Genomic DNA, 24,563 nt, shown 5'->3' on the forward strand with positions numbered 1-24,563 from the left:
TCATTGTGCAGATGTTGAGCTGTTCGTACTTTCTGTTGTTGATGTGCTATCAAACTGATCGTTATGCGTTGCTGTACCGTTCAGTTCGTCCTGCAATGCTTGTTTGGCATTGGCAAGCTCGGTTTCGTTGATATACACATACGGACTACGCCAGTCACCAGTAACTGGCATGTACTTGATATTCGCTTTCGGAATATTCCAGTACGTAGTCAGCAGGTTGGTAAATTGGCTGCCTTCGATATCGGTTTCCATATTATCGTCGACCGATTGGATAATCGAGCTAAGCTTTGTTACACCACTGAACGACTGAATTTTGTCGACAACCGAATTCAGTACTTCGTTCTGACGTTTATTACGGTCAAAGTCGCTGGATTCCTGCGTACGCGGGCTACAGCCGCTACCGGAATGACGGTAACGTACATAACCGAGCGCTTTTTCGCCGTCCAGATGCTGTGGACCTTTTTTGATATTGATATTGGTGCCATCGGCGTTATCGATATAACACATATCCATGGTGGCATTCACATCCACGCCTCCAACTGCATTGACGACATCACTGAAGCCTTGGAAGTTGAGGATCGTTGTATAATCTACATCGACGCCGAGGTATTTGCCCAACATGGTTTGCATTTCTTGCATCGCATTGTTGGTACCTTCTTTTTTATCCTTTGCATAAAACTTCGGATAATAGGAATTGAGCTTGTTCGGAATATAGCCCTCCAGCTGGAAGTATGTATCCCGTGGCAAGGAAACAATCGTTGCCGATTTGGTATCTGGATTTAGCGTAGCGACCATCACGACGTCTGTGAGACGTGTTCCGGTTTCTTTACGATAATCCGTTCCAAGCAGCATCATCGTAATCGGTTTTTCTTTCGCCGATTTCGCTGGCACTCTCGTATCAACCACACCGCTATTCGGCGTTGTGCCTATCCCGCCGCCCTTGCCATCAAACATATTTTCAACCTGCCAATACAGGTAACCTGCGTAACCCATTACACCGACAATTGCCAGCAGAATGATAATTAGCAGAATTTGCATAAAGCGCTTGAAGCCGCTTGCTTTTTTCTTTTGCTTTTTCTTGGACTTGGGAGCGCCTGTCTTCTGCGTCTTACTCCCCGCGCGCGGCGGCAGTCCACCTGTCGTCGTACTCATTGCTCTCAACACCTGTTCCATCGTATTTAGCGTTTGATCTTCAAAACGCGAGGTTAGATACCAATGACTTTTACAAATCACCATACCCTACCTACTTAGATAAGGGAAGGTGACTGAACCATAATCACCGATCAGATCAGTGTTATCGTTCAGCCACCTAATATAATGAACAATTCAGGCTACAATTGCAACTTAACGGCCAGCTTCCGCTGTTTTACGGTGTTTTTCCGCACGCTCGCGTTCGCTCTTATTCAAGATTTTCTTACGCAGGCGAATCGCTTTTGGCGTAATTTCACAATATTCATCGTCATTCAGATATTCCAGTGCTTGCTCCAGAGAGAACAGACGTGGAGTTTTCATTTTGACGGTATCATCTTTTGTTGCGGAACGTACGTTAGTCAGTTGTTTTTCTTTACAGATGTTAACGACGATATCGTTATCACGTGTGTGCTCACCAACGATCATGCCTTCGTAGATCTCAGCGCCCGGTTCAACGAACAGTGTACCGCGATCTTCAACAGACAGGATACCGTACAGTGTGGAAGAACCATTTTCACTGGATACGAGTACGCCTTGGTGACGTCCGCCAACTTGACCAGCTACGAGTGGACCATAGCTATCAAACGCGTGGTTCATAATACCGTAACCACGAGTCAGTGTCAGGAAGTACGTACGATAACCAATCAGACCACGTGCTGGAATCAGGAACTCCAGACGAACTTGACCGGAACCGTTGTTCACCATGTTTACCATTTCAGCTTTGCGTGTTCCGAGACTTTCCATAACGGAACCCATGCTTTCTTCTGGTACATCAATCATCAGACGCTCGATTGGCTCCATGCGTACGCCATCGATTTCGCGAACGATAACTTCAGGTTTGGATACTTGCAGCTCGTAGCCTTCACGACGCATGTTCTCAATCAGAATACCGAGGTGAAGCTCACCGCGACCCGATACGACATACGCATCTGGGCTATCTGTTTCGTCAACGCGCAGACTCACGTCTGTTTCCAGTTCTTTGAACAGGCGATCACGCAGACGACGGGAAGTTACCCATTTGCCTTCGCGGCCCGCGAACGGACTGTTGTTTACGAGGAATGTCATTTGCAGTGTAGGCTCATCGATTTTCAGAACCGGCAATGCTTCTGGGTTTTGTGAATCAGCGATTGTTTCACCGATGTTGATGTCTTTGATACCAGCGATTGCGATGATGTCACCGCCGCCTGCTTCTTCAACTTCAACACGTTTCAGACCTTGGAAGCCAAACAGTTTCTCGATACGAGCTGTTTTCTTCTGGCCTTCACGATTGATAACTGTTACGGATTGACCTTGACGGATAATACCACGGTTTACACGACCAACCGCAATACGTCCCAGGTATTCGTTATAGTCCATCAGTGTAACGAGGAATTGCAGTGGTTGTTCTACGTCTTCTGTTGGTGCCGGAATGTGGCTAACAACTGTTTCGTAGATCGCTTGCATGTTGTCATCCTGTTTTGCAGGATCATCTTCCATACTGGATGTACCGTTCAGTGCGGATGCGTACACAACTGGGAAGTCCAGTTGCTCGTCATTAGCGCCCAACTCGATAAACAGTTCCAGTACTTCATCAATAACTTCTGCCGGACGTGCTGCCGGACGGTCGATTTTGTTCACGACAACGATTGGAGTCAGGTTGTGCTCCAATGCTTTGCGCAGAACGAATTTCGTTTGTGGCATACAACCTTCGTAAGCGTCAACGACGAGCAGTACGCCGTCAACCATTTTCATGATACGTTCCACTTCACCACCGAAATCGGCGTGTCCTGGTGTATCCACGATGTTGATCAGATAGTCTTTATAGGTAATTGCTGTATTTTTAGCCAAAATCGTAATACCGCGTTCGCGTTCCAGATCGTTAGAATCCATTGCGCGCTCCTGCAAAGTCTCATGATCGCGGAAAATGCCGGATTGTTGCAACAGTTTATCCACCAGTGTTGTTTTACCGTGGTCAACGTGGGCAATAATGGCGATATTGCGGATATTTTCTCTCAAATGCATAAAATTCTCCAAATCCTCTCCATAAAAGGAGCGCCGGTCATTGAAGCCGACGCTCTACTGTTTATTATGAAAACCTAATGAAAACCGTCATTCCTAAATTGATTCATTATTCATTATACGTTATAAATCGCATAAAGCAAGAAAAATCGGTTCATAAACGAGGTCTTTTATATCCATTTTTCGTAAAAAAGAGCCATACCCCGCCACTAATCAATACAATTGCGATAATGTACAGCAAAACGCTGCCCAGAATACTGATCAGTAGCAATAGAGCGGATAGCAAGCCAAGCAGAATCGCTCCAATGCCAATGCGTCGGTCTACCCGGAAGGGCGACAACGCATAATACTCATACATACCGAGCGCAACTCCGGTAATGAGCAGCGGCCATAGATAATCCATCAGCCACCAACCCCATGTATTGCAAAGGAAAAATAAAATACCATATACGGTCAACATCCCCGCAGGTACTAACCAATACGACGGCAGGCTGCGGCTTAAATAAAATAATTGCAGCATAATCCCCGGCAGCAAAATAAGCAGCGGCCAAAACGCATGTCCAATAAAGCTAAACACACCCAATTTACCGAGTAAAATGATCAACCCGGCTACAATCATACCTGCTATAATCATCCCCTGATTTCGATTCATCGTAATCCCCCCCTATGTCCCGGCATCCTTGCATACGGTATTGCTTCGATACTGAAAGTTACTTCCCGCCTATGCGTTTAGCCACATCGATCGTTTTAGACCTGAAACGTAGCATCTCTACATGAAGTATGGCAAATGTTCATGTCGTATTGATGAACAGATGCGTACCCTAACAAGCCTATTTTATTATGACATATCCCCTCTACCTACGCGTCAATAATATGGTGCAATCATTATGATAGGATCTATTGCCAGATCACAGTATGATCATACAAAACGTTTAAGCAATCCAGCGTTCTGGTTATTATTAGATGATGTGCAACGTAATGAATACTTCATACGTATGCTTTAACATACCTTTTATTTGAAGCCATACGCCTGTTTGTTACAGTCCATATTATGTGTTGCAGAGCATACTACTGTCGAGAAAATGTGCCTGCTTATTATATCGGTCAATCTGTAGCAAAATTGGAGTCTGACGCACAAATGAACTTATTTATACTCAAGGAGTGAATGATATGGATATTACTCAGGCGACATTTTGGCTTTCCCTACTCAATATTATCTTTATCGACCTGATCCTTGCCGGTGACAATGCCATCGTTATCGGACTAGCTGCACGCAAATTGCCGCAGCAAACACAGAAAAAAGCAATTCTCTACGGTATGTTCGGTGCAGTGATTATCCGTATCGCGGCAACCGTCGTTGTCGTTTGGCTGCTGCAAATTCCGTGGTTACTTGTTGTCGGCGGTATACTACTGATCGCAATCGCCTATAAGCTGTTGACCGATAATGACGATCATAATGATGTCAAAGCCGGTACATCGCTTTGGAGCGCAGTCTGGACGATCATCGTTGCCGATGCGGCGATGGGTCTAGATAATGTCATCGCTGTTGCTGGTGCTGCCAATCAGCATATCGGTCTAGTAATCATCGGTCTGTGTATTAGCGTACCGATTGTTGTATGGGGTAGTACAATCTTTATCAAGCTAACGACCCGTTTCCCATGGATCATTTATGTAGGTAGTGCCGTGCTGGCGTATACCGCTTCGCATATGATCACAGAGGAAAGTCGTTTGGATTCTATCTTCGGTGCTCACACGCTATGGAGCTGGATCTTTATCGCAGCTGTGATCATTGGCGTTCTGCTCGCTGGGTATTTACGTAATCGGCAGGTTGCTGGACGGACAAGTGAAACGAGCGAGTAAGATGATTGGTTTTGGAGTAGATGTCGATACACATTTAAATCTGGCTTGAGCTTGCATGTTTATTTTCAAAAACTCGATTTAGCTTGTGTTGCCGCTACGCTGGATGGATAGAGCAAGCTAAATGAATACAGCTTTCATATCAAAACGGCACCCGATCCGCTCGGATGAGATACATGAGCGGATCGGGTGCCGTTTTTTGTGTATTCTATTTAAGCGAAAACAACTGCCATTACAATCGCCGTATCAAATTTGTTGCAGTTGTAAGCTTGTATTGCCTTTGATCGCACTTGTGATTGATATTAAAACCAATCCTGTTCCTCAGTCGTAGCAACTGCGGATAATACGGGCGACATGCCTGGTGTAATTTCAATCAACTCGGTCTGTTCTACAGCGCGCGCAATCATAACGTCCATATCCAAATGCTCCTCAATCTTTTCAACAATCCAGCGGTTCGGATTGGTTGCTGGTGAACGTGGGACAAAGAGGGTACAGCAATCTTCATACGGCAAAATGGATAACTCGTACGTACCAATCTGCTGTGCAACCTCGATAATCTCGTCTTTATCCTGCATAACTAGCGGACGTAGCAATGGCAACTCAGTTGCGCGTTCAATCACATTCATGCTATTCAGCGTCTGACTTGCTACCTGACCGAGACTTTCGCCAGTCACAATGGCTAGCGCTTTGCGTTCTTCTGCTAGACGCGTCGTAATACGCAGCATAGCGCGCCGCATCAGTGTAATCATCAGATTATCCTGACCAGTTGTGGTAAACGCAGTTTGAATCTCAGTAAATGGCACGACATGCAGCTTGATCTTGCCAGCAAAGCCGGACAACACTCGGGTAAGGTCGACGACCTTTTCCTTTGCTCGCTCACTTGTGAATGGGTAGCTGTGGAAATGCACACATTCGATTTCCAGACCGCGCTTCATCGCGTACCAGCCTGCTACCGGACTGTCGATCCCACCGGACAGCATTAGCATCGCTTTCCCATTGCTTCCGCGTGGAAATCCACCAACCGCAGGGATAATTTGACTATAAATGTACGCCGCATCTTCGCGTACTTCAATCCGCAGCTCGATTTGTGGCTGACGCACATCCACTTTCAGCAGCGGATGTTCACGCAATACCGGTGAGCTGATCAGCCGATTCAATTCGTGGGACGAATGAGGAAATGCCTTCCATACCCGTCGCGCGGTTACTTTGAAGGTCGTCTCCTGCTCCAGATGATGTTCAGCAATCAGATCAAGCGCCGCTTGAATGATTGGCTCTAATTCTGGCTGTGTTTGCTTGACGGGAATGATGTCCATGATACCGAATATATTTTTCAATTTAGGAATCAATTGCTCTGCGGATACATCGCCAGTTTGCACATACATTCTGCCGTATTCACGCTGCAATCGTGCCTGTGGATACGGTCGAAGCACTTCGCGTACATGCTCAGCAATCGTTTTTTCAAAACGTCCCCTGTTTTTGCCTTTTAATGTGATCTCGCCTAGCCGAAGCATCAGGCGATCAATCTGTTCCATCATGACATTGATCTCCTCTCAAGCGGTCGCAGTGCCGTAACAATCTGCTTCAGCGCTGCTGCCAATTGACGTATATCTTCTAACGTATGTTCATCGCCAAGACTAATGCGAATGCCACCAGTTGCCTGTTCTGCACTCATGCCCATAGCCATCAGTACCCGACTCGGCTGCGCCCGACGTGAGGAGCAAGCTGATTGTGTGGATACAAGGTATCCTTGCTGCTCCAGACTGTGCAGTACCACTTCGGCTTTCATGCCGGGATAGGTAAAATGTACAATATGAGGCGCGCATTGTTTAACCTCAGTCAGTACTAGACCGGGAATGTTGCCGATGAGTGCACGCAGTTCATGCGACAATGTGGACAAATGTTGCTGCTGCTGTGGTTGACGCTCCGATGCTAAACGTAGCGCTTTAGTCATCCCAGCGATACCAGCTACATGCTCAGTACCAGAACGGTATCCATGCTCCTGCCCACCACCTGCTAGCAGTGGAAACAGTTCGATCCCCTGACGTACATATAGCAGTCCCGTCCCCCGTGGACCACGTAATTTATGAGCAGACAGGCTATAGAGATCAATGATGCCAGTGTGTAAGGGTAGTGCAGCAATTTTACCAAATGCTTGCACTCCATCTACATGAATCACAGTACGTGGATGATGCTGCCTAATCCAACGTGCCGCCGCCTCTACAGGTTGAATCGCTCCCGTTTCGTTATTCACGTGCATCATGCTAAATATAATGGTATCGGCACGAAAAGCCTGCTGAATACGCTCCAACGCAATGGTGCCATCCGGCTCAGGATTCACATAGCTCACGTCAAAGCCCATCTGCTCTAGCTGACGACAGGACTCATAGACAGAAGCATGCTCGATGCTTGTCGTTACGATATGACCCTGCATTCGTCCACGACGCATCGCCGCCCCTTTGATCGCCAAATTATTGCTTTCGGTCGCGCCGGAAGTGAATACCAGCTCTTGCGGCTGCACGCCTAACACACCCGCACTGACTTCACGCGCACGACGAAGGAGTCGATCTGCTTCTTCCCCATATCGATGTAACGAAGAAGGATTTCCATAATGCTGTTGCATCATGTCCGACATCGCGCGTACTACCTCAGGATACGGAGGTGTCGTTGCCGCATAATCAAAATAGTTCATCTGACATTCCTCCTGCAAACTCGGAATTAACAAGCAAAAAGATCAAAGAGGGAGGTCAGGCTCCACTCTTTGATCTCTGGTTTATATGCAATGAAGTTCATCGTTTCGCCAGAACAGGACGTAACCTGCTGTGGCTTATTATATCATAATGTGCCTGTGTTGACTGCCATATGATACTTTATACGGTAAATGATTATCGTTCTAAGAAATCGTTTGTGTGAAAACAGACTGTAGATTATAGAGCGTATTTTTGCTGTGCGGTTTCTACTTTGCTGATGTAACGTTGGGTTTCTTTTGGCAGCTGATCAAATTTAGCCATCAGCTCTTGATCGTTAGTAATACCCAGACGCTGCAAGCGGCCTGGACCAGCATTGTACGCAGCCAATGCTGTTTTAACATTATTGTCATAACGCTTCAGTTGATAAGAAATGTATTTGGTTCCGCCATCGATATTTTGTGCAGGGTCAAACGAATTGCTTACACCCAGACCTGCTGCGGTTCCGTCCATCAGCTGCATCAGTCCTTTGGCACCAGCAGAAGATCCGGCGTTCGGGTTAAAGGACGATTCCACATCAATAATCCCTTTAATCAGAGATTCTGGAATGCCATACTTGCTGCTCGCTGTACGGATAATGTCATTGTAGGCGGTATCTTTGCTTGCACCACCGCCACCCATTCCTTGCAAACTGGACAGCGCATTGCTCACAGCACTGCTTGCATCTGCTCCGCCAATACCAGTAGAGGACAATAAGCTTCCCAGATCACTACTGGAATCAACTGCACCAAGACGGGCTGTCAAAGTAGAGCTGTCCGGGTCTACATCCGGCAATTGATCAAAGTTTTGCCACGGGTCTACCGAGCCTGCGGTCGCTGTGCTGCTTGCACCGTACGTGTTACCTGCTACGGTCGCAGCTGTACCGTCAGACATCAATTTTGCCATCGTGGTCATGCTGGAACCGGAGCCTTTGGCATCACTGGATGTACCGAGATTCTGATCCAGCATCATTTGAAACAGCTGATCAGTATCGTCGGTATTCACATCCACCCCATCTGTACTGCCTCCACCGGAAGCATTCAAATATCGCATTTCCAGCAACTGTTTTGCCGTGTTTGCATCGATTTGCATGTGCGCTGTATCTCCTGTCTGTTTATCAAGAATGGGTTTGTACAACTGTTAACTTCGTCAATCTGTCATTTCGTATTTAAAAGAACAAGGTCATTGTTTATGTGTACGATTGAAGAGATAGTGTATGGAGCATATCATTTGCAGTCATCTTGTGATCTGCTTTTATTTTACTGCCATTTCCGCGCTTCGGCTATAAGAAGAACGGGGGATTATAAGAAGGGAAATCACACACAAAATCTGCATATATCCGCTGATTTTCTATAGTCTGTGCTGAATTTGGCAAGTATAGAGAATCGAATAGGAAGTCCTTCCTGGTGATATGCCTATTCTCCCGAAGTGCTTGCTGGTGTCTAGTATGCTTTCGTCCACATATGGTATGGCGTTCCTTCTATAAAGCCTAGTTTCAATGCCAATTTACGTGAAGCGTCATTATCAGCCAAACAATCCCAGCGAGGGTATAGACCACGTCGGATACATTCTTGGATAAAAGCATGCGCAACAATCTGTGCCAATCCTTTTCCTCGATGATCCTTGTGCGTTTCAATATCGATCTCTGCACAGATGTCATTAGCAATAATCGAAATACAAGCGCATACTGGCTCTTCTTCATACCAGATGGCATAACCAAAACCATGCTGAAGATAGTTTTCCACACTGCCCCAGTACGTCTTAATATAGTTTTCGTCATATGCACTACTTTTTTGAATAACAGCAGCATTTATTTTTTCTAAGCTATATCCTACAGGCAATGAAGGCATGGAACGTTGCGTATCTGTTTGTTGATAATAAAAAGGGATTCGTCTAAGAGCGGTAAGCGGAATAGGAGTAACAGCTTCAATACATTCGTCCCAATCCGCGTCTGACGAGAATAACAAAAACTTTTTACCGTTATGCATGTCATATTGCCAGCTTTGCTCGAATTTGCGACGCAGAAATTCTCTATCAGGCTTACCGCTAATATGATGCCATCCTAGAGAAGCTGATACTAATTGTATAGACAGTTGATGTGAGAACAGCTTTAGTTCAGACTGATTTGTGGAAGACTGTACATAATACGGATTAAAATCAAAGGGAATCTGCTTACAATCTTCACTAGAGACAGCTTCTACTGATCCTTCCCATAACTGATACTGTACAGAATAGACAAATGTCGGACAATGCTGTTCCAATCGATAGGAGTAGTCAATGATTTTATTTCTAGATGCATCATTTGTATTATGTATAGGGTGCGTCTCTTCTTTCATATATGATTCTTCCTTTCGAAAGCTATTTGTATGGAAATAGCTGATCATACTTAATTTTTTGTTTGTTCTTTAGGTGAATGCCTCAAAACAACCCATCTTTAAAATCCATATTTTTAACATCTATATGTTATTAAAAATAACTAATTATGATAAATAAAATTACACACCAGTCCCGATCTCTACCATACATACTATCCTTCTCTACGTTAGAAGTTATATTTTCTACTGCTGTGTATAGAAATATAGACTAGCTAGTATGGCTCACTTTCTTTGGCTTTCACCACTACACACCTTTATGTTTCGTTTATTATATTCTTTCTGCTGTATGTATCCATTTCACTTGTTACAAAGGATCTCACTAAAAAGGATGCCCGCGAAGGCATCCTTTGTGTCCATTTTCATTGTTAGGCAGCGCAGCCCATTACGCGTGGCGTTGGTTCATACGGCGCTGAGTCAGGTAGTCACTTTCATAGTAAGCTAGGTCATCACGCAGTTCTTCAAACGTTCTGGTGATTTCGAGAATAATATCTTTTACTGGTTTGACCGGAGTTTGGCGGAAACGGATCGCTTCCTGCCCAGTATACGCGTAACGTCCATCTTCGGAATAGCACTCATTTTTGGGATAAAAAAAGCTGTTTATACATTGATGATAGGTGTTATACAGTGCTTTTTCAGCTGTATCGACATCAAAATTGGCACGACGCAGCACAACTCCAAGTTTTTCGTAGGCAACTTCGGAAAATACAAGCAGGTGGCGCAGATCCGCCAGAAATCCTTTGTAAAATGGAAGGGTATCTTCACCTTGCTCGGATGCCAGCGTCTTCAAGGCATATTCATTTAGAAAATCCTCAAGTTTCTCAATGGCCGGTTTCAACTTTTCCCTGGTGCTTTCACTCAATTTGTGGACATTTGCAGCTGACATATCTGTAGCTCCCCCTTAATTGGTTCCTTCAAACCGGGTTGTATCATACGGAATAGAACCCTGATTTACAATCCATCCTATCATATCCTGCATGCAAAATCATATATTCATTGTTTAACCAGACCTTACATGGATGAAAACCAGTCTCATCAACTTATCAGTCGATGAATGGTTTAATATCATATAGATTACTTTGATTTCTATGAACAATCAAGATGTATGACAGGTTTGATTAAAAACTTTAATCACTCTGTCTCCTTCTGCCAACAAATCAATATCAGTCGATAGGTTTTCGCAAAAAAGCGGCGCCCTTTCCGTGTAATCGGAAAATGCACCACTCATTCAATGATAATTATAAAGTTAGCCGGTTCCTCATGGATTCATCAATCATTTATCCTACTAGTAAGCAACAAGCAAACATACTTGAACGCAAACTTATATTCTTTTGAGGCACCGGCTGTATCTGTATAGACTCTATACAAATAGCGTGGCGTTAGTGGGGAAAGCTTCTCATAAGCCGGGTTCTGTACCAGTTGTGGTTCAATCGGGAACTACCCTCCCACTTTTGGTGACAATCATCTATCTAGGCCAAGCATTGCTGATTGGCTCCAGCGACCAACCTCGATACACCTCGGGCGAAGGCTGCTTTTCCGTGAAGAAAAGCTGTATCTCTTTAGGTCTTGCTCCAGATGGGGTTTACCAGGAACGAAGTCACCAGCGTTCCTCGGGGTCTCTTACACCTCGGTTCCATCCTTGCCTGTGATGAAATATAATTCCATCCATCGGCGGTCCATTTCTGTGGCACTATCCTTCAGTTTGCACTGACTGGACGTTATCCAGCACCCTGCCCTGCGGAGCCCGGACTTTCCTCCCGTGGTCTCTCAACCACCGGCGATTGTCTGTTAAACTTTCCGTAAACGCAACACTCTAGATTATATAATTTTCTGACGACAGTGACAAGAGGCAATTTCATTTTTTTCATTCCTCTGCGCCATCGTCTGGATCATACAATCAAATAAAACGGAATACTTCCGTATCGATCGTCGATGCATATACAGGTGTTGTATACTTATCTGCCTGTAACTTCTCAGTCAGCACTTTAGCTACACCCGGTTTCATGATCTTCTCCGTGTTATGCCCCGGATCAATGATAGCGATGCCTGCCAGTAACGCATCATGGGCAGTATGGTAATCAATATCGCCAGTAACGATGACGTCCGCTCCCTTGAACAGTGCTGCATTCACATATCGGCTGCCTGAACCGCCTAGTACAGCGGCTTTTTTGACACTGCGCTGCAAATCGCCTACGACCCGCACGGTTTGAACATCCAATCCGGCTTTGACAGTATCTACAAATTGAGCCAGACTGACCGGCTCATCTAGCTTACCGACGCGTCCCAACCCGAATGCTTTACCCGGTAATGCAAGTGGATACAGATCGTATGCCACTTCTTCATAAGGGTGTGACTTGATCAGCGCCTGTACAGCCTTGTTGCGCAGACTGGATGGAATAATCGTCTCGAAACGAACTTCTGCTGCGTGTTCTATGCTACCCTGCTGTCCCACATACGGGTTTGTGCCTTCCTCTGGCTGGAACGTGCCTGTTCCTTCCGTCTGGAAGCTACAGTGGCTGTAATTGCCAATATGCCCTGCTCCGGCCGCCCAGACAGCATTGCGCACGCTATCCAGATGCGACGAAGGTACAAAGCTAACAAGCTTCAGATAATCGTCGGATGAAGTTTGCTCAATTGGCACAGTGTTGCGCAATCCAAGCGCGTCTGCCATCCAGTCGTTCACGCCACCTTCGGCAATATCCAGATTGGTATGGCTAATATACACAGCGATGTCGTGCTTAATCAGCTTCTCATACAATCGTCCCATCGGTGTGCTCGTTTGCAAACTTTTCAGCGGACGGAAAATGATCGCATGATGCGCTACGATCAGATTGGCATTGAGCGCAATCGCTTCGTCAATCACATCCTCCGTTACATCAAGCGCAACCAGAACACCAGTGATGTCCTTTTGCAAGGTACCGAGCTGTAAGCCGATACGATCGTCGGGTACAGCGATAGATTTGGGGGCAAATTGCTCCATATATTGAATTACTGTTTGTCCTTTTGCAAGCATGTTACGACCTCCTTCACCAGCTTGATCTGCTGCTGCAATGCTGCTACTTTCAACCGTGCTTCGTCTGTTTCGGACAATCCAACTGATGCAGCTACCTTTTCCAGCTTGCCGATTTCCTGCTGCCATTTATCAATAAAGACCGGCTCTGGATGATTCAGCAAATACGGTCCGAATTGCAGCAAATGATCAACAGATAAGGAAATATCCTCTCCCTGAGACACGGTGAGCGTACGATCACGGTATAGCTCACGATTACGCTCTGCTGCATCCTCTAGTCGATCCGCAGTCAGAATTTCATATGTACGTCCGTCCTCTTCCAAAATCTGCTCGGACGACAAGAACCAATCGTGCTCCAGCAACCAACGACGTACAAACTCTTCCCCTACATTTGGCTGCAAAACTAGACGCGAAACACCCGCCAGCTTGGATATACCTTCCGACAAAATGGTAACAATCAGCGCACCACCCATACCGGCAATCGTAATGACATCGACTTCCCCCGGTTCCAATACAGCCAGCCCGTTACCTAAACGCGGCTGAATCACTTGACCCAGCCCTGCTTCATTCACTTGACGCTGAGCGGCATCCAGTGGTCCCTGATTCACTTCACCTGCAATTGCTTGTGTTACCCAACCCTGACGCACGGCAAAAACCGGCAAAAGGGCATGGTCGGACCCGATGTCCGCCAGACGGCTTCCCGCCGGAATTTGCTCTGCTATTTTGGTCAATCTTGTTGATAATTTCACGCTGTCACCCACACAATCCATTTTTTTCGTAAAACAAATAATACTATACATGCCAGTGCAATTTTTGTAATGCACAGCACAGAAAAAATCTCCGGCATATGTCCGCGCAGTACCACTTCATCAATCTCCGGCATAAACCAGATGGCAACGCCAGATGTGAAATAAACTGCTGCCAGCTTACGCCCCCGATGATGCACCAGCCAACAAAACCAGACGAACAGCATGCTCAGAGGCAACCACAGCGCCTGTAGCATGATCCACGATGCATCCGGCTTCACTTGTGCAAAGAAGCTGCCATACAGCATTACAAATGCCCCGAATCCGATATATAACAAAACCGGGCTGGAAATCACATACCCTATTATACACCAGATCACTCCACAACCGATAACAAGCAGCGGCGTCCAAAATGCCATATCCAAATGATGCTCACGTATAATGAGCAACCCTAGACCGAGCATTAACACACTACCGAGCGCCAGCAATACCGATGCCACTGGTCCATTGCTTTTGCGCATCCGAATACCAACAATATAGCAGGCGGCTGTAAAGACCGGCACGCATAGCACCTGCATTAAGAATGGGAATGTCGAGAAGTACAGTACCATTAAACAAATAAAACAAAGCATCAGAAAAATAAACATCCATGTGCGCAGATTGCCTTGCTTGAGCGAACTCATGGATAACAGCTTTTTATCGCTACGCTCCTGATCTACATCATACAGATTGGACAGAAAATCGCAATAATGCTCTGGCAGCAGTCGATTTTCCCGCCAGTATTCAATTTCGTCCAAAATAACGCCCCGTCGTTCCTGATTCACACTGGTCCCCCGCTTCCATGTATCATTCCGGCAGACAGCGCCAAGGTTCGCCATATCTTACACCGGATTGTAACCCATATACTTATATATCGCTGAAAGGAGCAGAAAAGTAAAGGCTTTCCAGTAAGTTGCTTTCTTGTTGAATGGTTGCATGGAAGACAATCTTGTTTCTGCAAAGCATCATCTTATCATCTATGGAATGGTAGATAAACGATGAACAACGCAATACCTACACAATATGATAAACAAAAAAGCCTACTGGCATGCAGCAGGCTTTTCCTGTAACACTGCCCAACGAAAATCGTCAGAAATTCCGCTTTTCGTTGGGCAGATCATTTCAATTACTACAAATCCTATTCCAAGAAATCTTTCAAACGTTTGCTGCGGCTTGGATGGCGCAGTTTACGCAGGGCTTTGGCTTCAATCTGACGAATACGCTCGCGCGTTACGCCGAACACTTTGCCGACTTCTTCCAGCGTACGTGTACGACCGTCATCCAGTCCAAAACGCAGACGCAGTACGTTTTCTTCACGCTCAGTCAGCGTATCCAGCACATCCTCCAGTTGCTCTTTGAGCAGCTCGTAAGCAGCAGCATCGGCTGGAGCCAGTGCGTCCTGATCCTCGATAAAGTCGCCCAGATGGGAATCGTCTTCTTCACCGATTGGTGTTTCCAGCGATACCGGCTCTTGTGCAATCTTCATGATTTCGCGTACTTTCTCCACGCTCAGTTCCATCTCAGCAGCGATTTCCTCAGGGGAAGGTTCGCGACCCAGCTCTTGCAGCAATTGACGGGATACACGGATCAGTTTGTTAATCGTTTCTACCATATGCACGGGAATACGGATCGTTCTTGCTTGGTCAGCAATCGCGCGTGTGATCGCCTGACGAATCCACCATGTTGCATACGTACTGAATTTGTATCCTTTGGTGTGGTCAAACTTCTCAACCGCTTTGATCAGACCCATGTTACCTTCCTGAATCAAATCCAGGAACAGCATACCGCGTCCCACATAGCGCTTGGCGATACTAACAACGAGACGCAAGTTCGCTTCCGCCAGACGGCGTTTCGCTTCCTCGTCCCCTTGCTCAATACGTTTTGCCAGTTCTACCTCACTGTCAGCAGACAGCAGGGGAACACGACCGATTTCTTTCAGGTACATACGTACCGGGTCATTGATTTTGATACCCGGTGGCAGTGCCAGATCATCGTCAAAGCTAAAATCGTTATCGCCGTTTTCACGATCATTTTCGGAATCGGAAGATACTTCTTCGTCACCTTCATTGATCACTTCGACGCCATTATCGCCTAGCTGCTCGTAAAACTCGTCGATTTGCTCGGCGTCTTGGTCAAAGACAGCCAGTCTTTCTGTAATATCTTTGTAGTTCAAAGAGCCACGCTTTTTACCTACCTCCATAAGCTGCTCTTTTACCTGTTCAAGCGTTAATTCGGTTTCCAATTCAGTATGCTGATCGTTCGCCATCTTTCGACTCCCTCCTCCCTGAAAACAACCGTGCGAAGCGGTTACTGTCTTTCCAGGGCGATAATCTCACTTGCAATTTGAGCGGCTTGCAGGAAATCACCGGATTTCTCTGCACGCAACATCTCTTCTCTTTTCTGCTGGATCTGCTTTTGCTTTGGAAACTTTTTGATCTCGCGAATATAGTCATCCATTCCGCGCAGACTTTCATCCAGCGGCGCATCCATCATGGAAATGGATGTTGCCGTCTTCTCCAGTCGGTCATCTTGCAGCGATGCAATAAACCGGCTAATATCGGGCGGCTTGCCCTGCGCATAATACGAATAAATATACGCAGCCAGCGCGGCATGTTCCGGAATGTTGAAGGCATCTCCCAGCTGCTCGCTGACAGTGTGTGCCGCCTCGCCATCCTGTAGCATAATCGACAACAGTCGGCGTTCGGCTACATGATAAGCAGGCAATAAGGTCGGTGCAGTTGCCTGTCTGCGTGATCCGCCGCCGCGTGACGGCTGCTTACCCTGTTGGGCACCATTGCCGTTATTGTTGCGACTGGTGTTCTGCTGTCCCTGTGCCTGCCTGCGATTCAGTGTCTGACGCGCCAGATTGCAGTCCTGCTTGAGGCTTTCGAGCGATACGCCGACTTCTCCAGAAAGCTCCTTCAGGTACACTTCCCGCTCAGTTGGCGAACCCAGATGAGCGATTACTTGAATCGCTTCCTGAGCATAAGATGCCCTGCCGTCCTCTTCAAGCAGGTTATAGTTTTTCTTCACATTCAGTAGTCTGAATTTGGTGGTGGAGACGGCTCCGTGAATGATCTGGTCGACAAAGCGCTCGCGGCTGTACTGGCGAATATATTCATCCGGGTCCAGTCCGTTTTGCAGCATTGCCACCTTCACATGCAATCCTGCGCCTTCCAGAATCGGGATACTTTTGAGCGCCGCATTCTGACCGGCATTATCGCCGTCATAGCAGACGACAACCTCATCGGTAAGCGTTCGGATGAGAGCAGCGTGATTTTCGGTCAACGCCGTGCCCATTGTCGCTACAGTATGTTGTACCCCCGCATCCCATGCAGCAATCACATCGCCAAAGCCTTCCATCAATACGACCTGCCCCTGCTTACGGATTGCTCCTTTGGCAAGGTTGAGATTGTACAGCGTACGACTTTTGTTGAACAGCCGACTTTCCGGCGAATTCAAGTATTTGGGCTGTCCGTCTCCGAGGATGCGACCCGCAAAAGCGATCACTCTACCGCTGCGGTTCATAATTGGGAACATCACTCTGCCACGGAATCGATCCACATACCCTGAACCATTTTGCCGTGGAGACAGCAGACCGCCCTTCTCCATTTCCTTCAAATCAAATGAACGCTTTTCAAAAAATTGCACCAGCGTATCCCAGCGATCCGGCGCATAGCCAATCTGAAATTGATCGATTAGCTTATCGTCGATTCCGCGGGCGCGCAGGTACTCCAAGGCAGCCTTGCCGTGCTCTGTATTTTTCAACAGATAGTGAAACAACTTGGCAGCCCATTCATGAGCCTGAAGCAGACGTTCCAGTTCCTTATTTTGCGGCGTCACCGCGGCTCCCTTGTTATCCTGAAAAGGAACGTGCGATTCTTCCGCCATCAATCTGACCGCTTCCGGAAAGGACAGGCCGTCAATTTCCATTCTGAACTTGATGGCATTGCCTCCTGCGCCGCATCCGTAACAGTAAAAAATCTGGCGTTCCGGTGTGACCGTAAACGAAGGAGTCTTTTCCGAATGAAACGGGCATAGGCCCTTCATGTACTTTCCTTGCTTGGTCAGATGAACATACTTGCCTACCGTATCAACAATGTCATTGTGCTGAAGTACTGCTTCAATGACTTCATCGGGAATACCACCGCTATGTTCGGTGTTCATCGTTACCACCTTCATCTCTTTTCACACGATAAATAATATTCGCTAGTCAGAACGAAATTCCTGCAAATTTGTCAAAAGTTTTACCAGCTGATGCTGAAAATTTTTGCGATCTTCATCGGTCAGCGGTCGTGGGCCTTTGCCATATTTGCCCTGACGGCGTGCTTTCGCCTGTTCGTGACGTCTGGCGAGCAAGAAATCAATATTGTCGGCATGAAATTCCATCCCGCGAAAGGACAGAATACGACAGCGCTTAGCTAAACCGATCGTTGCCAATCCATAATCCTGTGTAATGACAATATCACCGGGACGTACATGGTTGACGATATATAGATCGGCGCTCTGGTCACTGCGATCCACCTGCACGACCTGAACGCCCTCCTCCGCCTGAATACGATGGTCAAATGACGAGACAATCAGCACGGGAATATGAAACTGGCGCGCCGTTTCAGCGATCTCTGACTTGACGGGACAAGCATCGCCGTCGACAACAATCGTCGGTCCGGGTTGCGTGGATTCCGATTGCAAATGTGCTCTCCTTTCCATGCTGCACATGATCCGAGCTGGAAATGAAGCTTCCAGCTAACATGCGGCGTCACGGAGCATACGTTCGTTCAGGAAGCGGAAAATACGGAACGACCATGCCTAATTGTCGTTCCGTATACGGGTATGAACAGATATGAAAATACTGTTGTATCTTATTTAACCAGCTTGGAGAAATCAGCAAAGCGTTTTACATCACGGTCAATGGCCGCCAGCAATGCTAGACGGTTGGCGCGAACAGCTTCGTCATCTACCATAACCATAATATGGTCAAAGAAGGCAGTGATCGCTGGACGTAGCGTAGATAGTAATGCCAGCGCTTCGCCAGTACGATTTTGATCCAGCAGGTTGTTATATGGAAGAGTGACAGCTTGCCATGCCGCATATAGCTCCGATTCGCCAGCTTCGCTAAACAGCGCTGGGTTCACAGTATCTACTGTGGATTTGGCTGCCAGATTTGATACGCGTTCAAACGATTCGATGATGAGCTTGAAGTCAGGAACATCCTGAACAGCCTTCATCAGATCGTTACCGCGTGCTACAACGGAACCAATATGGCTAAAGCCTGCCGAAATTACGGCATCAACCACGTCATAGCGAAGCGTTTCGGACAGCAGCTTTTTGACGCGTAGCCCGAAGAACTCATATAAATCTATACGTATTATATCGGAAGAACGTTTCAAATTCCTTAAATTTTCATGAATTTTCAGTGTAATATCAAACACTTGTTCCAAAGTGAGCGATAATTCACGTTCCAGCAAAATCTGCACAATACCAGCAGCTTGACGACGCAGAGCATAAGGGTCCTGCGAACCGGTTGGAATAATACCGATCGAGAAGCATGCAACGATAGTATCGATCTTCTCAGCAATGCTGATAATGGAGCCTGTGATAGATGCCGGAGCGCCTTCGCCAGCAAAGCGTGGTTGGTAATGTTCAAAGATGGCACGTGCCACTTCTTCACTTTCGCCTGCTTTGCGTGCATAATCTTCACCCATTACCCCTTGCAGCTCTGGGAATTCGTAGACCATTTGGGTAACGAGGTCGAATTTGCTAATGTCAGCAGCACGGCTAATATGAACCGCTTGCTCTGGCGATACGTTCAGCGCTGCGCCGAGTTGATCCGCAATTTGACGCACACGGCGTACTTTCTCGCCCAATGTACCGATTTCCTCATGGAATACGATAGTATCCAGCTTGGCAACCGCATCTTCGATCTTCAGCTTCTGATCCTCTTCATAGAAGAACTTCGCATCGGACAGACGAGCACGCAGTACTTTTTCGTTACCACGAGCGATTACATCCAGTGCGCGATCATCACCATTGCGAACGGTAACGAAGAACGGCAGCAGTTGACCTTCCTGATTCAGCACTGGAAAGTAGCGCTGATGCTCACGCATTGATGTAATCAGTACATCCTGCGGAATATTCAGGAACGACTCTTCAAATGTTCCGTACAGCACCGTTGGTGTCTCTACCAAGAACAGCACTTCTTCCAGCAAATCTTCTTTGACATCAATATGCCAGTTTTGCTGAGAAGCCAGATGCGCGATCTGAGCGCTGATCATCGCCTGACGCTCTTCCACATCTGCGATGACGTGCTGCTGGCGCAGAGCTTCCATGTACAGATTCGGCTCGGCGATTTCGGTATCATGACCGAGGAAACGATGTCCGCGTGTTGTACGACCCGTGCGAACACCAGTGATTTCGAAATCAATCACATCATGTCCCCACAGCGCTACCATCCAGCGAATCGGACGAACGAAGCGGAAATCATACGCGCCCCAGCGCATGTTTTTCGGGAATGTCAGAGAAGTGATAATACTTTGCAGCGCTTCGGCTACGATCTGATCGGTGCTGATACCGATACTGCTTTTGCGTGCATAAATATATTCCACACCGCCCACTTCACGGAAGGTAAAGTCTGCTGGATCAACGCCCTGACTGCGGGCAAAGCCCAGTGCAGCCTTGCTCCAGCTGCCAGTTTCGTCTTGAGCGATTTTGCGGGAAGGACCTTTTACGTCTTCGCTAACATCTTCCTGCTTCTCCGCTACATCCTTCACCCATACAGCCAAACGACGCGGTGTAGCAAATACTTTGGCTTCGCCATGTGCCAGACGAGAATCGTCCAGCCATTTGACGGTTTTATCTAGCAATTGGTTCATCGCTGCACGCAAAAAGCGAGCAGGTACTTCTTCTAGACCAATTTCAAGTAATAGATCTTTAGCCATGATTATACCTCTCCCTTCTTGAGCATTGGGAAGCCTAGCTTCTCGCGGCTTTCCAGATATGTCGAGGCAATTTGACGTGCCAAGTTGCGGACACGGGTGATATAGCCGGTACGTTCCGTAACACTGATTGCGCCGCGCGCATCCAGCAGGTTAAAGGTATGCGAGCATTTCAGTACATAGTCATATGCTGGGAATACGAGATTCAATTCCATCGCACGCTTCGCTTCCTGCTCATACGTGCTGAACAGATTGAGCAGCATCGCTACATCGGATACTTCAAACGTATAGGTGGAATGCTCCACTTCTGGTTGGTGGAATACATCGCCGTAGCTGATACCTTCTACCCATTCCAGATCAAATACATTTTCTTTTTCTTGAATATACGAAGCCAGACGCTCCATACCATACGTAATCTCAACCGAAACTGGGCTGGTTTCAATACCGCCAACTTGTTGGAAATACGTGAACTGAGTAATTTCCATACCATCCAGCCATACTTCCCAACCAAGACCGGCACAACCAAGCGTCGGGTTCTCCCAGTTATCTTCTACAAAACGGATATCATGATCCAGTGGCTCGATACCGAGCGCACGCAGACTTTCCAGATATACTTCCTGAATATTGTCTGGGGACGGCTTGATGATGACTTGAAACTGGTGATGCTGGTACAGACGGTTCGGGTTCTCGCCATAACGACCGTCAGATGGACGGCGGGAAGGCTCTACATAAGCGACACGCCAAGGCTCAGGACCAATAGAACGCAGGAAGGTCATCGGGTTCATTGTACCCGCACCTTTTTCCGTATCATACGGTTGAACGATAATGCAGTTGTGTGCTGCCCAGAAGTTTTGCAGCGTCAAAATCATTTGCTGGAAATTCATCGACATTACTCCTTTTCCATGATCTTCGTATTGGAAATGCAGGTGCTGATACGGCATCATCATCTGCAACGAACGCAAAAAACTCCCGTTCCTACGTCTGGTTACAGACATAGGGACGAGAGGTTCAGTTCCCGCGGTTCCACCCTACTTGAAGACATGCAGTACATGTCATCCACTTTTCCGTATTCAGCTCATATGCTCACGGATGCCATTCAACTGTCGCTCGCCGTCAGGCTTGCACGATCCCTGACTCGCTTGGGACGATGATCGATAGTTTACTTTTCCGGTCAACGCATCATGTGTGCTCAAACATGCAGCACAATCTAGATCACATCATACCGGAATTGACAGCGTTCGTCAATAACATGCGTATCCGCTTGATGTAGTATCGTTGCATGGTATGAATATGCTCTCGTTTGAATCTTATATCTCGTAGCGCTCCAATTGTTCCAAAAAACGGCGCGACTTCAGCTTCAATCCGAGCTGAACCTCCATAAAGGAGTTCATAATCTTTTTCAATTCCGCTCTCGTTTCTTCCTTCACATCAATATTGCCAAGACGGCGAATATCAAGACGTGAAAACAGTCTTAACAAGCGCAAGGTACCGGGAGAAATGGATACCGCTGCGGGGTCTTGACGGCGTTCACGCTTGGACAAGATGCCGCCGAGTCCAGCGCTGACCCAGAATTCGCCTTCCGTTTCGCCAGAGAACATGCAGGCATCAACCTGCGGAGCATAGCCTGCCGCCTGTAGCACCTTCATCTCGAACAAGGCGGTCAGTACTACCGGATCGCGACCTTCGCCGAGAAAGGACAAATATGACTTTAGCTGATCAAACCAAAAGTGCCCGGTTTCGTTATCCAGCAGCGCCTTATCTACCAGCTCGCATCCGTAAGCACCATAAGCTGCCAATGTAATATCCTCGCGCAACTTATGATTGGACTGGATCACTTCGCCCTGATTGAGTGTCCCCATACCAGTGCCGCTACGCAAGAACGAGAATTCCCCATGTGTAAATGGCTGTACAAGCGCAGCATGGCGACTTTTGGCTTTGCGCGCACCACGCACAAAAACAGCGACTTTGCCATGCGCTTCGGTACACAGGGTAATGATTTTGTTGCCTTCACCGTAATCCATGCTGCGGATGACGATCCCTTCAACTCTGTATAACACGCTTCATCCTCCGATCTCCATCACATGGGTCGTTAAGCAAACATACCCTGTCCGGTACAAAAGAAACAGAGCATTTATGCAAATGCCCTGTTGTCTTGATTAGGCGTCTTTGTGGAAGCCGAGATCTTTGAGAACTCGATCTTGGTTACGCCAGTCTTTTTTCACTTTGACCCACAGTTCCAAAAATGTTTTGGAACCGAGCAGGTTTTGAATATCCATCCGTGCACGTTTGCCGACTTCCTTGAGCAGTGCGCCTTGTTTGCCGATAATGATCCCTTTTTGGGAATCGCGCTCGACGAAAATAACAGCCGAGATGTTGACGACACCATTTTCCTGCGTGTACATATCTTCAATCGTTACCGCGATGGAATGGGGAATCTCTTCGCGAGTCATTTGCAATATTTTCTCACGGATCAATTCCGCACAGACAAATTGCTCTGGGTGATCGGTCACTTGATCATCTGGGTAGTACTGCGGACCGGAAGGCAGGTATTTGCCGAGCTGCTCCAGCAGTGTGTTCACATTGTTACCATTTTTAGCGGAGATCGGTACAATTTCTGCGAATTCGTGCAGAGAACGGTATTTATCGATAATTGGCAGCAATTCTTCCGGTGCTACCTGATCGATTTTGTTGATAACAAGGAAAACGGGAGTTTTTACTTTTTTAAGATGCTCGATAATAAAGCGATCACCGCCGCCCAGTCCCTCGGCTGCATCGACAAGGAACAGCGCCGCTTCCACTTCATTCAGCGTGTTGAGAGCGGTCTGGTTCATGTAATCGCCGAGCTTGGATTGGCGTTTGTGTACGCCCGGTGTATCAAGGAAGACGATTTGCATCTCTTCGGTTGTGTATACACCATGAATTTTATTACGAGTCGTTTGTGGTTTATCGGACATAATAGCAATCTTTTGCCCGATCACTTGGTTCATCAGCGTTGATTTGCCTACATTGGGACGGCCGACAATCGCTACAAAACCGGATTTAAAAGATGGTTTGGACATAGAGTTCTCCGTTCATCGGCGAGCAAAGCCGCCGTTAGTTGGGTATAGCTTGAAGTCTTTATTCATTCAGGTTCCACGGACCGAATGCGTGAGGCAGCAATTCGGAAATAGTGGTCATGCGTGTATCGCCCTTCATGTTGGATAGCAGCACCGGCATATCCGGCTGACACAGCTCGACCATCACCTGACGACAAACACCGCATGGTGCAATCGGTTCATCGGTATCGCCTACAACAGCCAGCATCTGAAATGTACCCGGTGTTTGTCCCTGCGCAATGGCGCTGAACAATGCCGTACGTTCGGCACAGTTGCTTGGCGTGTAGCCAGCATTTTCAATATTACAACCATGATGCACATTGCCGGCAGCATCCAGTAATGCGGCGCCTACCGAGAAATGCGAATACGGTACATAAGCTTTGGCACGGGCAATAATTGCCTCTTGTAGCAGTTGAGATATTTCCATAGGTTAAAGGTTCCTCCTGTGCAGCTACGTTGGTTCTGTAAGGATTGAGTTCAACGAAAGATAGCAGCATACAGCGTTTACTTCTATTTTACATCATTTATGCGGTTTCGCCCATAGCAAACCTACCTGAAACGACAAAATAAACCCCTCACCGCTCAAACTCGGCAAGG

Annotated in this window: 20 protein-coding genes and 1 other RNA gene; 1 reads left to right on the top strand and 20 read right to left on the bottom strand. The window is 47.1% G+C overall.

Annotation, left to right across the window (positions count from 1 at the left end):
- The 3 genes from ABXR35_RS12170 to ABXR35_RS12180 all read right to left on the bottom strand — a co-directional run bounded on the left by ABXR35_RS12170 (position 1) and on the right by ABXR35_RS12180 (position 3,841).
- Positions 1-1,152 (bottom strand): LCP family protein, encoded by a 1,152-nt coding sequence (locus ABXR35_RS12170; protein WP_367060122.1) that lies wholly within the window; start codon positions 1,150-1,152, stop codon positions 1-3.
- Between the two features lie 192 nt (positions 1,153-1,344).
- The gene (gene typA, locus ABXR35_RS12175) at positions 1,345-3,192 is read right to left on the bottom strand and encodes a translational GTPase TypA (RefSeq protein ID WP_367060125.1); all 1,848 of its coding nucleotides are present in this window, start codon (positions 3,190-3,192) and stop codon (positions 1,345-1,347) included.
- 151 nt (positions 3,193-3,343) lie between these two features.
- On the bottom strand, positions 3,344-3,841 hold the full coding sequence (locus ABXR35_RS12180) for a hypothetical protein (RefSeq protein ID WP_367060128.1): 498 nt from the start codon (positions 3,839-3,841) through the stop codon (positions 3,344-3,346).
- Between the two features lie 518 nt (positions 3,842-4,359).
- Between ABXR35_RS12180 and ABXR35_RS12185 the strand changes: the two genes are divergently transcribed.
- The gene (locus ABXR35_RS12185; protein WP_367060131.1) at positions 4,360-5,049 is read left to right on the top strand and encodes a TerC family protein; all 690 of its coding nucleotides are present in this window, start codon (positions 4,360-4,362) and stop codon (positions 5,047-5,049) included.
- A 299-nt stretch (positions 5,050-5,348) separates the two neighbouring features.
- Here ABXR35_RS12185 and thiI read toward each other — a convergent pair whose 3' ends face one another.
- The 17 genes from thiI to cdd form a co-directional block, all read right to left on the bottom strand.
- Positions 5,349-6,578 (bottom strand): tRNA uracil 4-sulfurtransferase ThiI, encoded by a 1,230-nt coding sequence (thiI, locus tag ABXR35_RS12190; RefSeq protein ID WP_367061403.1) that lies wholly within the window; start codon positions 6,576-6,578, stop codon positions 5,349-5,351.
- Positions 6,578-7,735, bottom strand: a complete 1,158-nt coding sequence (locus ABXR35_RS12195; RefSeq protein ID WP_367060134.1) for a cysteine desulfurase family protein — start codon at positions 7,733-7,735, stop codon at positions 6,578-6,580. The genes thiI and ABXR35_RS12195 overlap by 1 nt, the downstream gene beginning before the upstream one ends.
- Positions 7,736-7,970: 235 nt before the next feature.
- The gene (locus ABXR35_RS12200) at positions 7,971-8,861 is read right to left on the bottom strand and encodes a lytic transglycosylase domain-containing protein (protein ID WP_367060137.1); all 891 of its coding nucleotides are present in this window, start codon (positions 8,859-8,861) and stop codon (positions 7,971-7,973) included.
- A 350-nt stretch (positions 8,862-9,211) separates the two neighbouring features.
- Positions 9,212-10,105, bottom strand: coding sequence for a GNAT family N-acetyltransferase (locus ABXR35_RS12205; protein ID WP_367060140.1), 894 nt, complete (start codon positions 10,103-10,105; stop codon positions 9,212-9,214).
- A 421-nt stretch (positions 10,106-10,526) separates the two neighbouring features.
- Positions 10,527-11,027: a YpuI family protein gene (locus ABXR35_RS12210; protein ID WP_367060143.1), complete on the bottom strand. Its 501-nt coding sequence runs from the start codon at positions 11,025-11,027 to the stop codon at positions 10,527-10,529.
- Between the two features lie 498 nt (positions 11,028-11,525).
- An RNA gene (gene rnpB, locus ABXR35_RS12215) (RNase P RNA component class A) lies at positions 11,526-11,938 on the bottom strand.
- Positions 11,939-12,038: 100 nt separating this feature from the next.
- Complete coding sequence (locus ABXR35_RS12220) at positions 12,039-13,154, bottom strand: Nif3-like dinuclear metal center hexameric protein (RefSeq protein WP_367060146.1); 1,116 nt, start codon at positions 13,152-13,154, stop codon at positions 12,039-12,041.
- A complete protein-coding gene (locus tag ABXR35_RS12225) occupies positions 13,130-13,900 on the bottom strand; it encodes a tRNA (adenine(22)-N(1))-methyltransferase (protein WP_367060149.1) in 771 nt (256 codons plus the stop codon). Before ABXR35_RS12225 ends, ABXR35_RS12220 begins: the two co-directional genes overlap by 25 nt.
- Positions 13,897-14,721, bottom strand: coding sequence for a hypothetical protein (locus ABXR35_RS12230; protein WP_367060152.1), 825 nt, complete (start codon positions 14,719-14,721; stop codon positions 13,897-13,899). The genes ABXR35_RS12225 and ABXR35_RS12230 overlap by 4 nt, the downstream gene beginning before the upstream one ends.
- Positions 14,722-15,074: 353 nt before the next feature.
- Positions 15,075-16,202 carry an RNA polymerase sigma factor RpoD gene (rpoD, locus tag ABXR35_RS12235; RefSeq protein ID WP_367060155.1) on the bottom strand — a complete coding sequence of 376 codons (1,128 nt, stop codon included), beginning with the start codon at positions 16,200-16,202 and terminating at the stop codon, positions 15,075-15,077.
- Between the two features lie 41 nt (positions 16,203-16,243).
- Entirely contained in the window at positions 16,244-18,103 is a 1,860-nt protein-coding gene (gene dnaG / locus ABXR35_RS12240) for a DNA primase (protein ID WP_367060158.1), read from the bottom strand.
- Positions 18,104-18,145: 42 nt separating this feature from the next.
- Positions 18,146-18,628 (bottom strand): YaiI/YqxD family protein, encoded by a 483-nt coding sequence (locus ABXR35_RS12245; protein ID WP_367060161.1) that lies wholly within the window; start codon positions 18,626-18,628, stop codon positions 18,146-18,148.
- 170 nt (positions 18,629-18,798) lie between these two features.
- Positions 18,799-20,874 (bottom strand): glycine--tRNA ligase subunit beta, encoded by a 2,076-nt coding sequence (gene glyS, locus ABXR35_RS12250; protein ID WP_367060164.1) that lies wholly within the window; start codon positions 20,872-20,874, stop codon positions 18,799-18,801.
- 2 nt (positions 20,875-20,876) lie between these two features.
- Positions 20,877-21,755, bottom strand: a complete 879-nt coding sequence (glyQ, locus tag ABXR35_RS12255; protein WP_367060167.1) for a glycine--tRNA ligase subunit alpha — start codon at positions 21,753-21,755, stop codon at positions 20,877-20,879.
- A 423-nt stretch (positions 21,756-22,178) separates the two neighbouring features.
- Positions 22,179-22,928: a DNA repair protein RecO gene (gene recO / locus ABXR35_RS12260; protein WP_367060170.1), complete on the bottom strand. Its 750-nt coding sequence runs from the start codon at positions 22,926-22,928 to the stop codon at positions 22,179-22,181.
- 99 nt (positions 22,929-23,027) lie between these two features.
- Positions 23,028-23,930 carry a GTPase Era gene (gene era, locus ABXR35_RS12265; protein ID WP_367060173.1) on the bottom strand — a complete coding sequence of 301 codons (903 nt, stop codon included), beginning with the start codon at positions 23,928-23,930 and terminating at the stop codon, positions 23,028-23,030.
- A gap of 58 nt (positions 23,931-23,988) precedes the next feature.
- Positions 23,989-24,393, bottom strand: a complete 405-nt coding sequence (gene cdd / locus ABXR35_RS12270; RefSeq protein ID WP_367060176.1) for a cytidine deaminase — start codon at positions 24,391-24,393, stop codon at positions 23,989-23,991.
- Between the last annotated feature and the right edge of the window lie 170 nt (positions 24,394-24,563).

This window comes from Paenibacillus sp. JQZ6Y-1 (assembly GCF_040719145.1).
Lineage (GTDB): Bacteria > Bacillota > Bacilli > Paenibacillales > Paenibacillaceae > Saccharibacillus > Saccharibacillus kandeliae.

Bases quoted from the DNA above. Each gene is read 5' to 3' on its own strand.
- ABXR35_RS12195 (WP_367060134.1), bottom strand. From the start codon at position 7,735: ATGAACTATTTTGATTATGCGGCAACGACACCTCCGTATCCTGAGGTA.
- glyS (WP_367060164.1), bottom strand. From the start codon at position 20,874: ATGGCTAAAGATCTATTACTTGAAATTGGTCTAGAAGAAGTACCTGCT.
- era (WP_367060173.1), bottom strand. From the start codon at position 23,930: ATGTCCAAACCATCTTTTAAATCCGGTTTTGTAGCGATTGTCGGCCGT.
- ABXR35_RS12220 (WP_367060146.1), bottom strand. From the start codon at position 13,154: ATGCTTGCAAAAGGACAAACAGTAATTCAATATATGGAGCAATTTGCC.
- ABXR35_RS12170 (WP_367060122.1), bottom strand. From the start codon at position 1,152: ATGAGTACGACGACAGGTGGACTGCCGCCGCGCGCGGGGAGTAAGACG.
- ABXR35_RS12200 (WP_367060137.1), bottom strand. From the start codon at position 8,861: ATGCAAATCGATGCAAACACGGCAAAACAGTTGCTGGAAATGCGATAT.
- ABXR35_RS12180 (WP_367060128.1), bottom strand. From the start codon at position 3,841: ATGAATCGAAATCAGGGGATGATTATAGCAGGTATGATTGTAGCCGGG.
- cdd (WP_367060176.1), bottom strand. From the start codon at position 24,393: ATGGAAATATCTCAACTGCTACAAGAGGCAATTATTGCCCGTGCCAAA.
- typA (WP_367060125.1), bottom strand. From the start codon at position 3,192: ATGCATTTGAGAGAAAATATCCGCAATATCGCCATTATTGCCCACGTT.
- ABXR35_RS12205 (WP_367060140.1), bottom strand. From the start codon at position 10,105: ATGAAAGAAGAGACGCACCCTATACATAATACAAATGATGCATCTAGA.
- ABXR35_RS12210 (WP_367060143.1), bottom strand. From the start codon at position 11,027: ATGTCAGCTGCAAATGTCCACAAATTGAGTGAAAGCACCAGGGAAAAG.
- ABXR35_RS12185 (WP_367060131.1), top strand. From the start codon at position 4,360: ATGGATATTACTCAGGCGACATTTTGGCTTTCCCTACTCAATATTATC.
- glyQ (WP_367060167.1), bottom strand. From the start codon at position 21,755: ATGAATTTCCAGCAAATGATTTTGACGCTGCAAAACTTCTGGGCAGCA.
- thiI (WP_367061403.1), bottom strand. From the start codon at position 6,578: ATGGAACAGATTGATCGCCTGATGCTTCGGCTAGGCGAGATCACATTA.
- dnaG (WP_367060158.1), bottom strand. From the start codon at position 18,103: ATGAACACCGAACATAGCGGTGGTATTCCCGATGAAGTCATTGAAGCA.
- rpoD (WP_367060155.1), bottom strand. From the start codon at position 16,202: ATGGCGAACGATCAGCATACTGAATTGGAAACCGAATTAACGCTTGAA.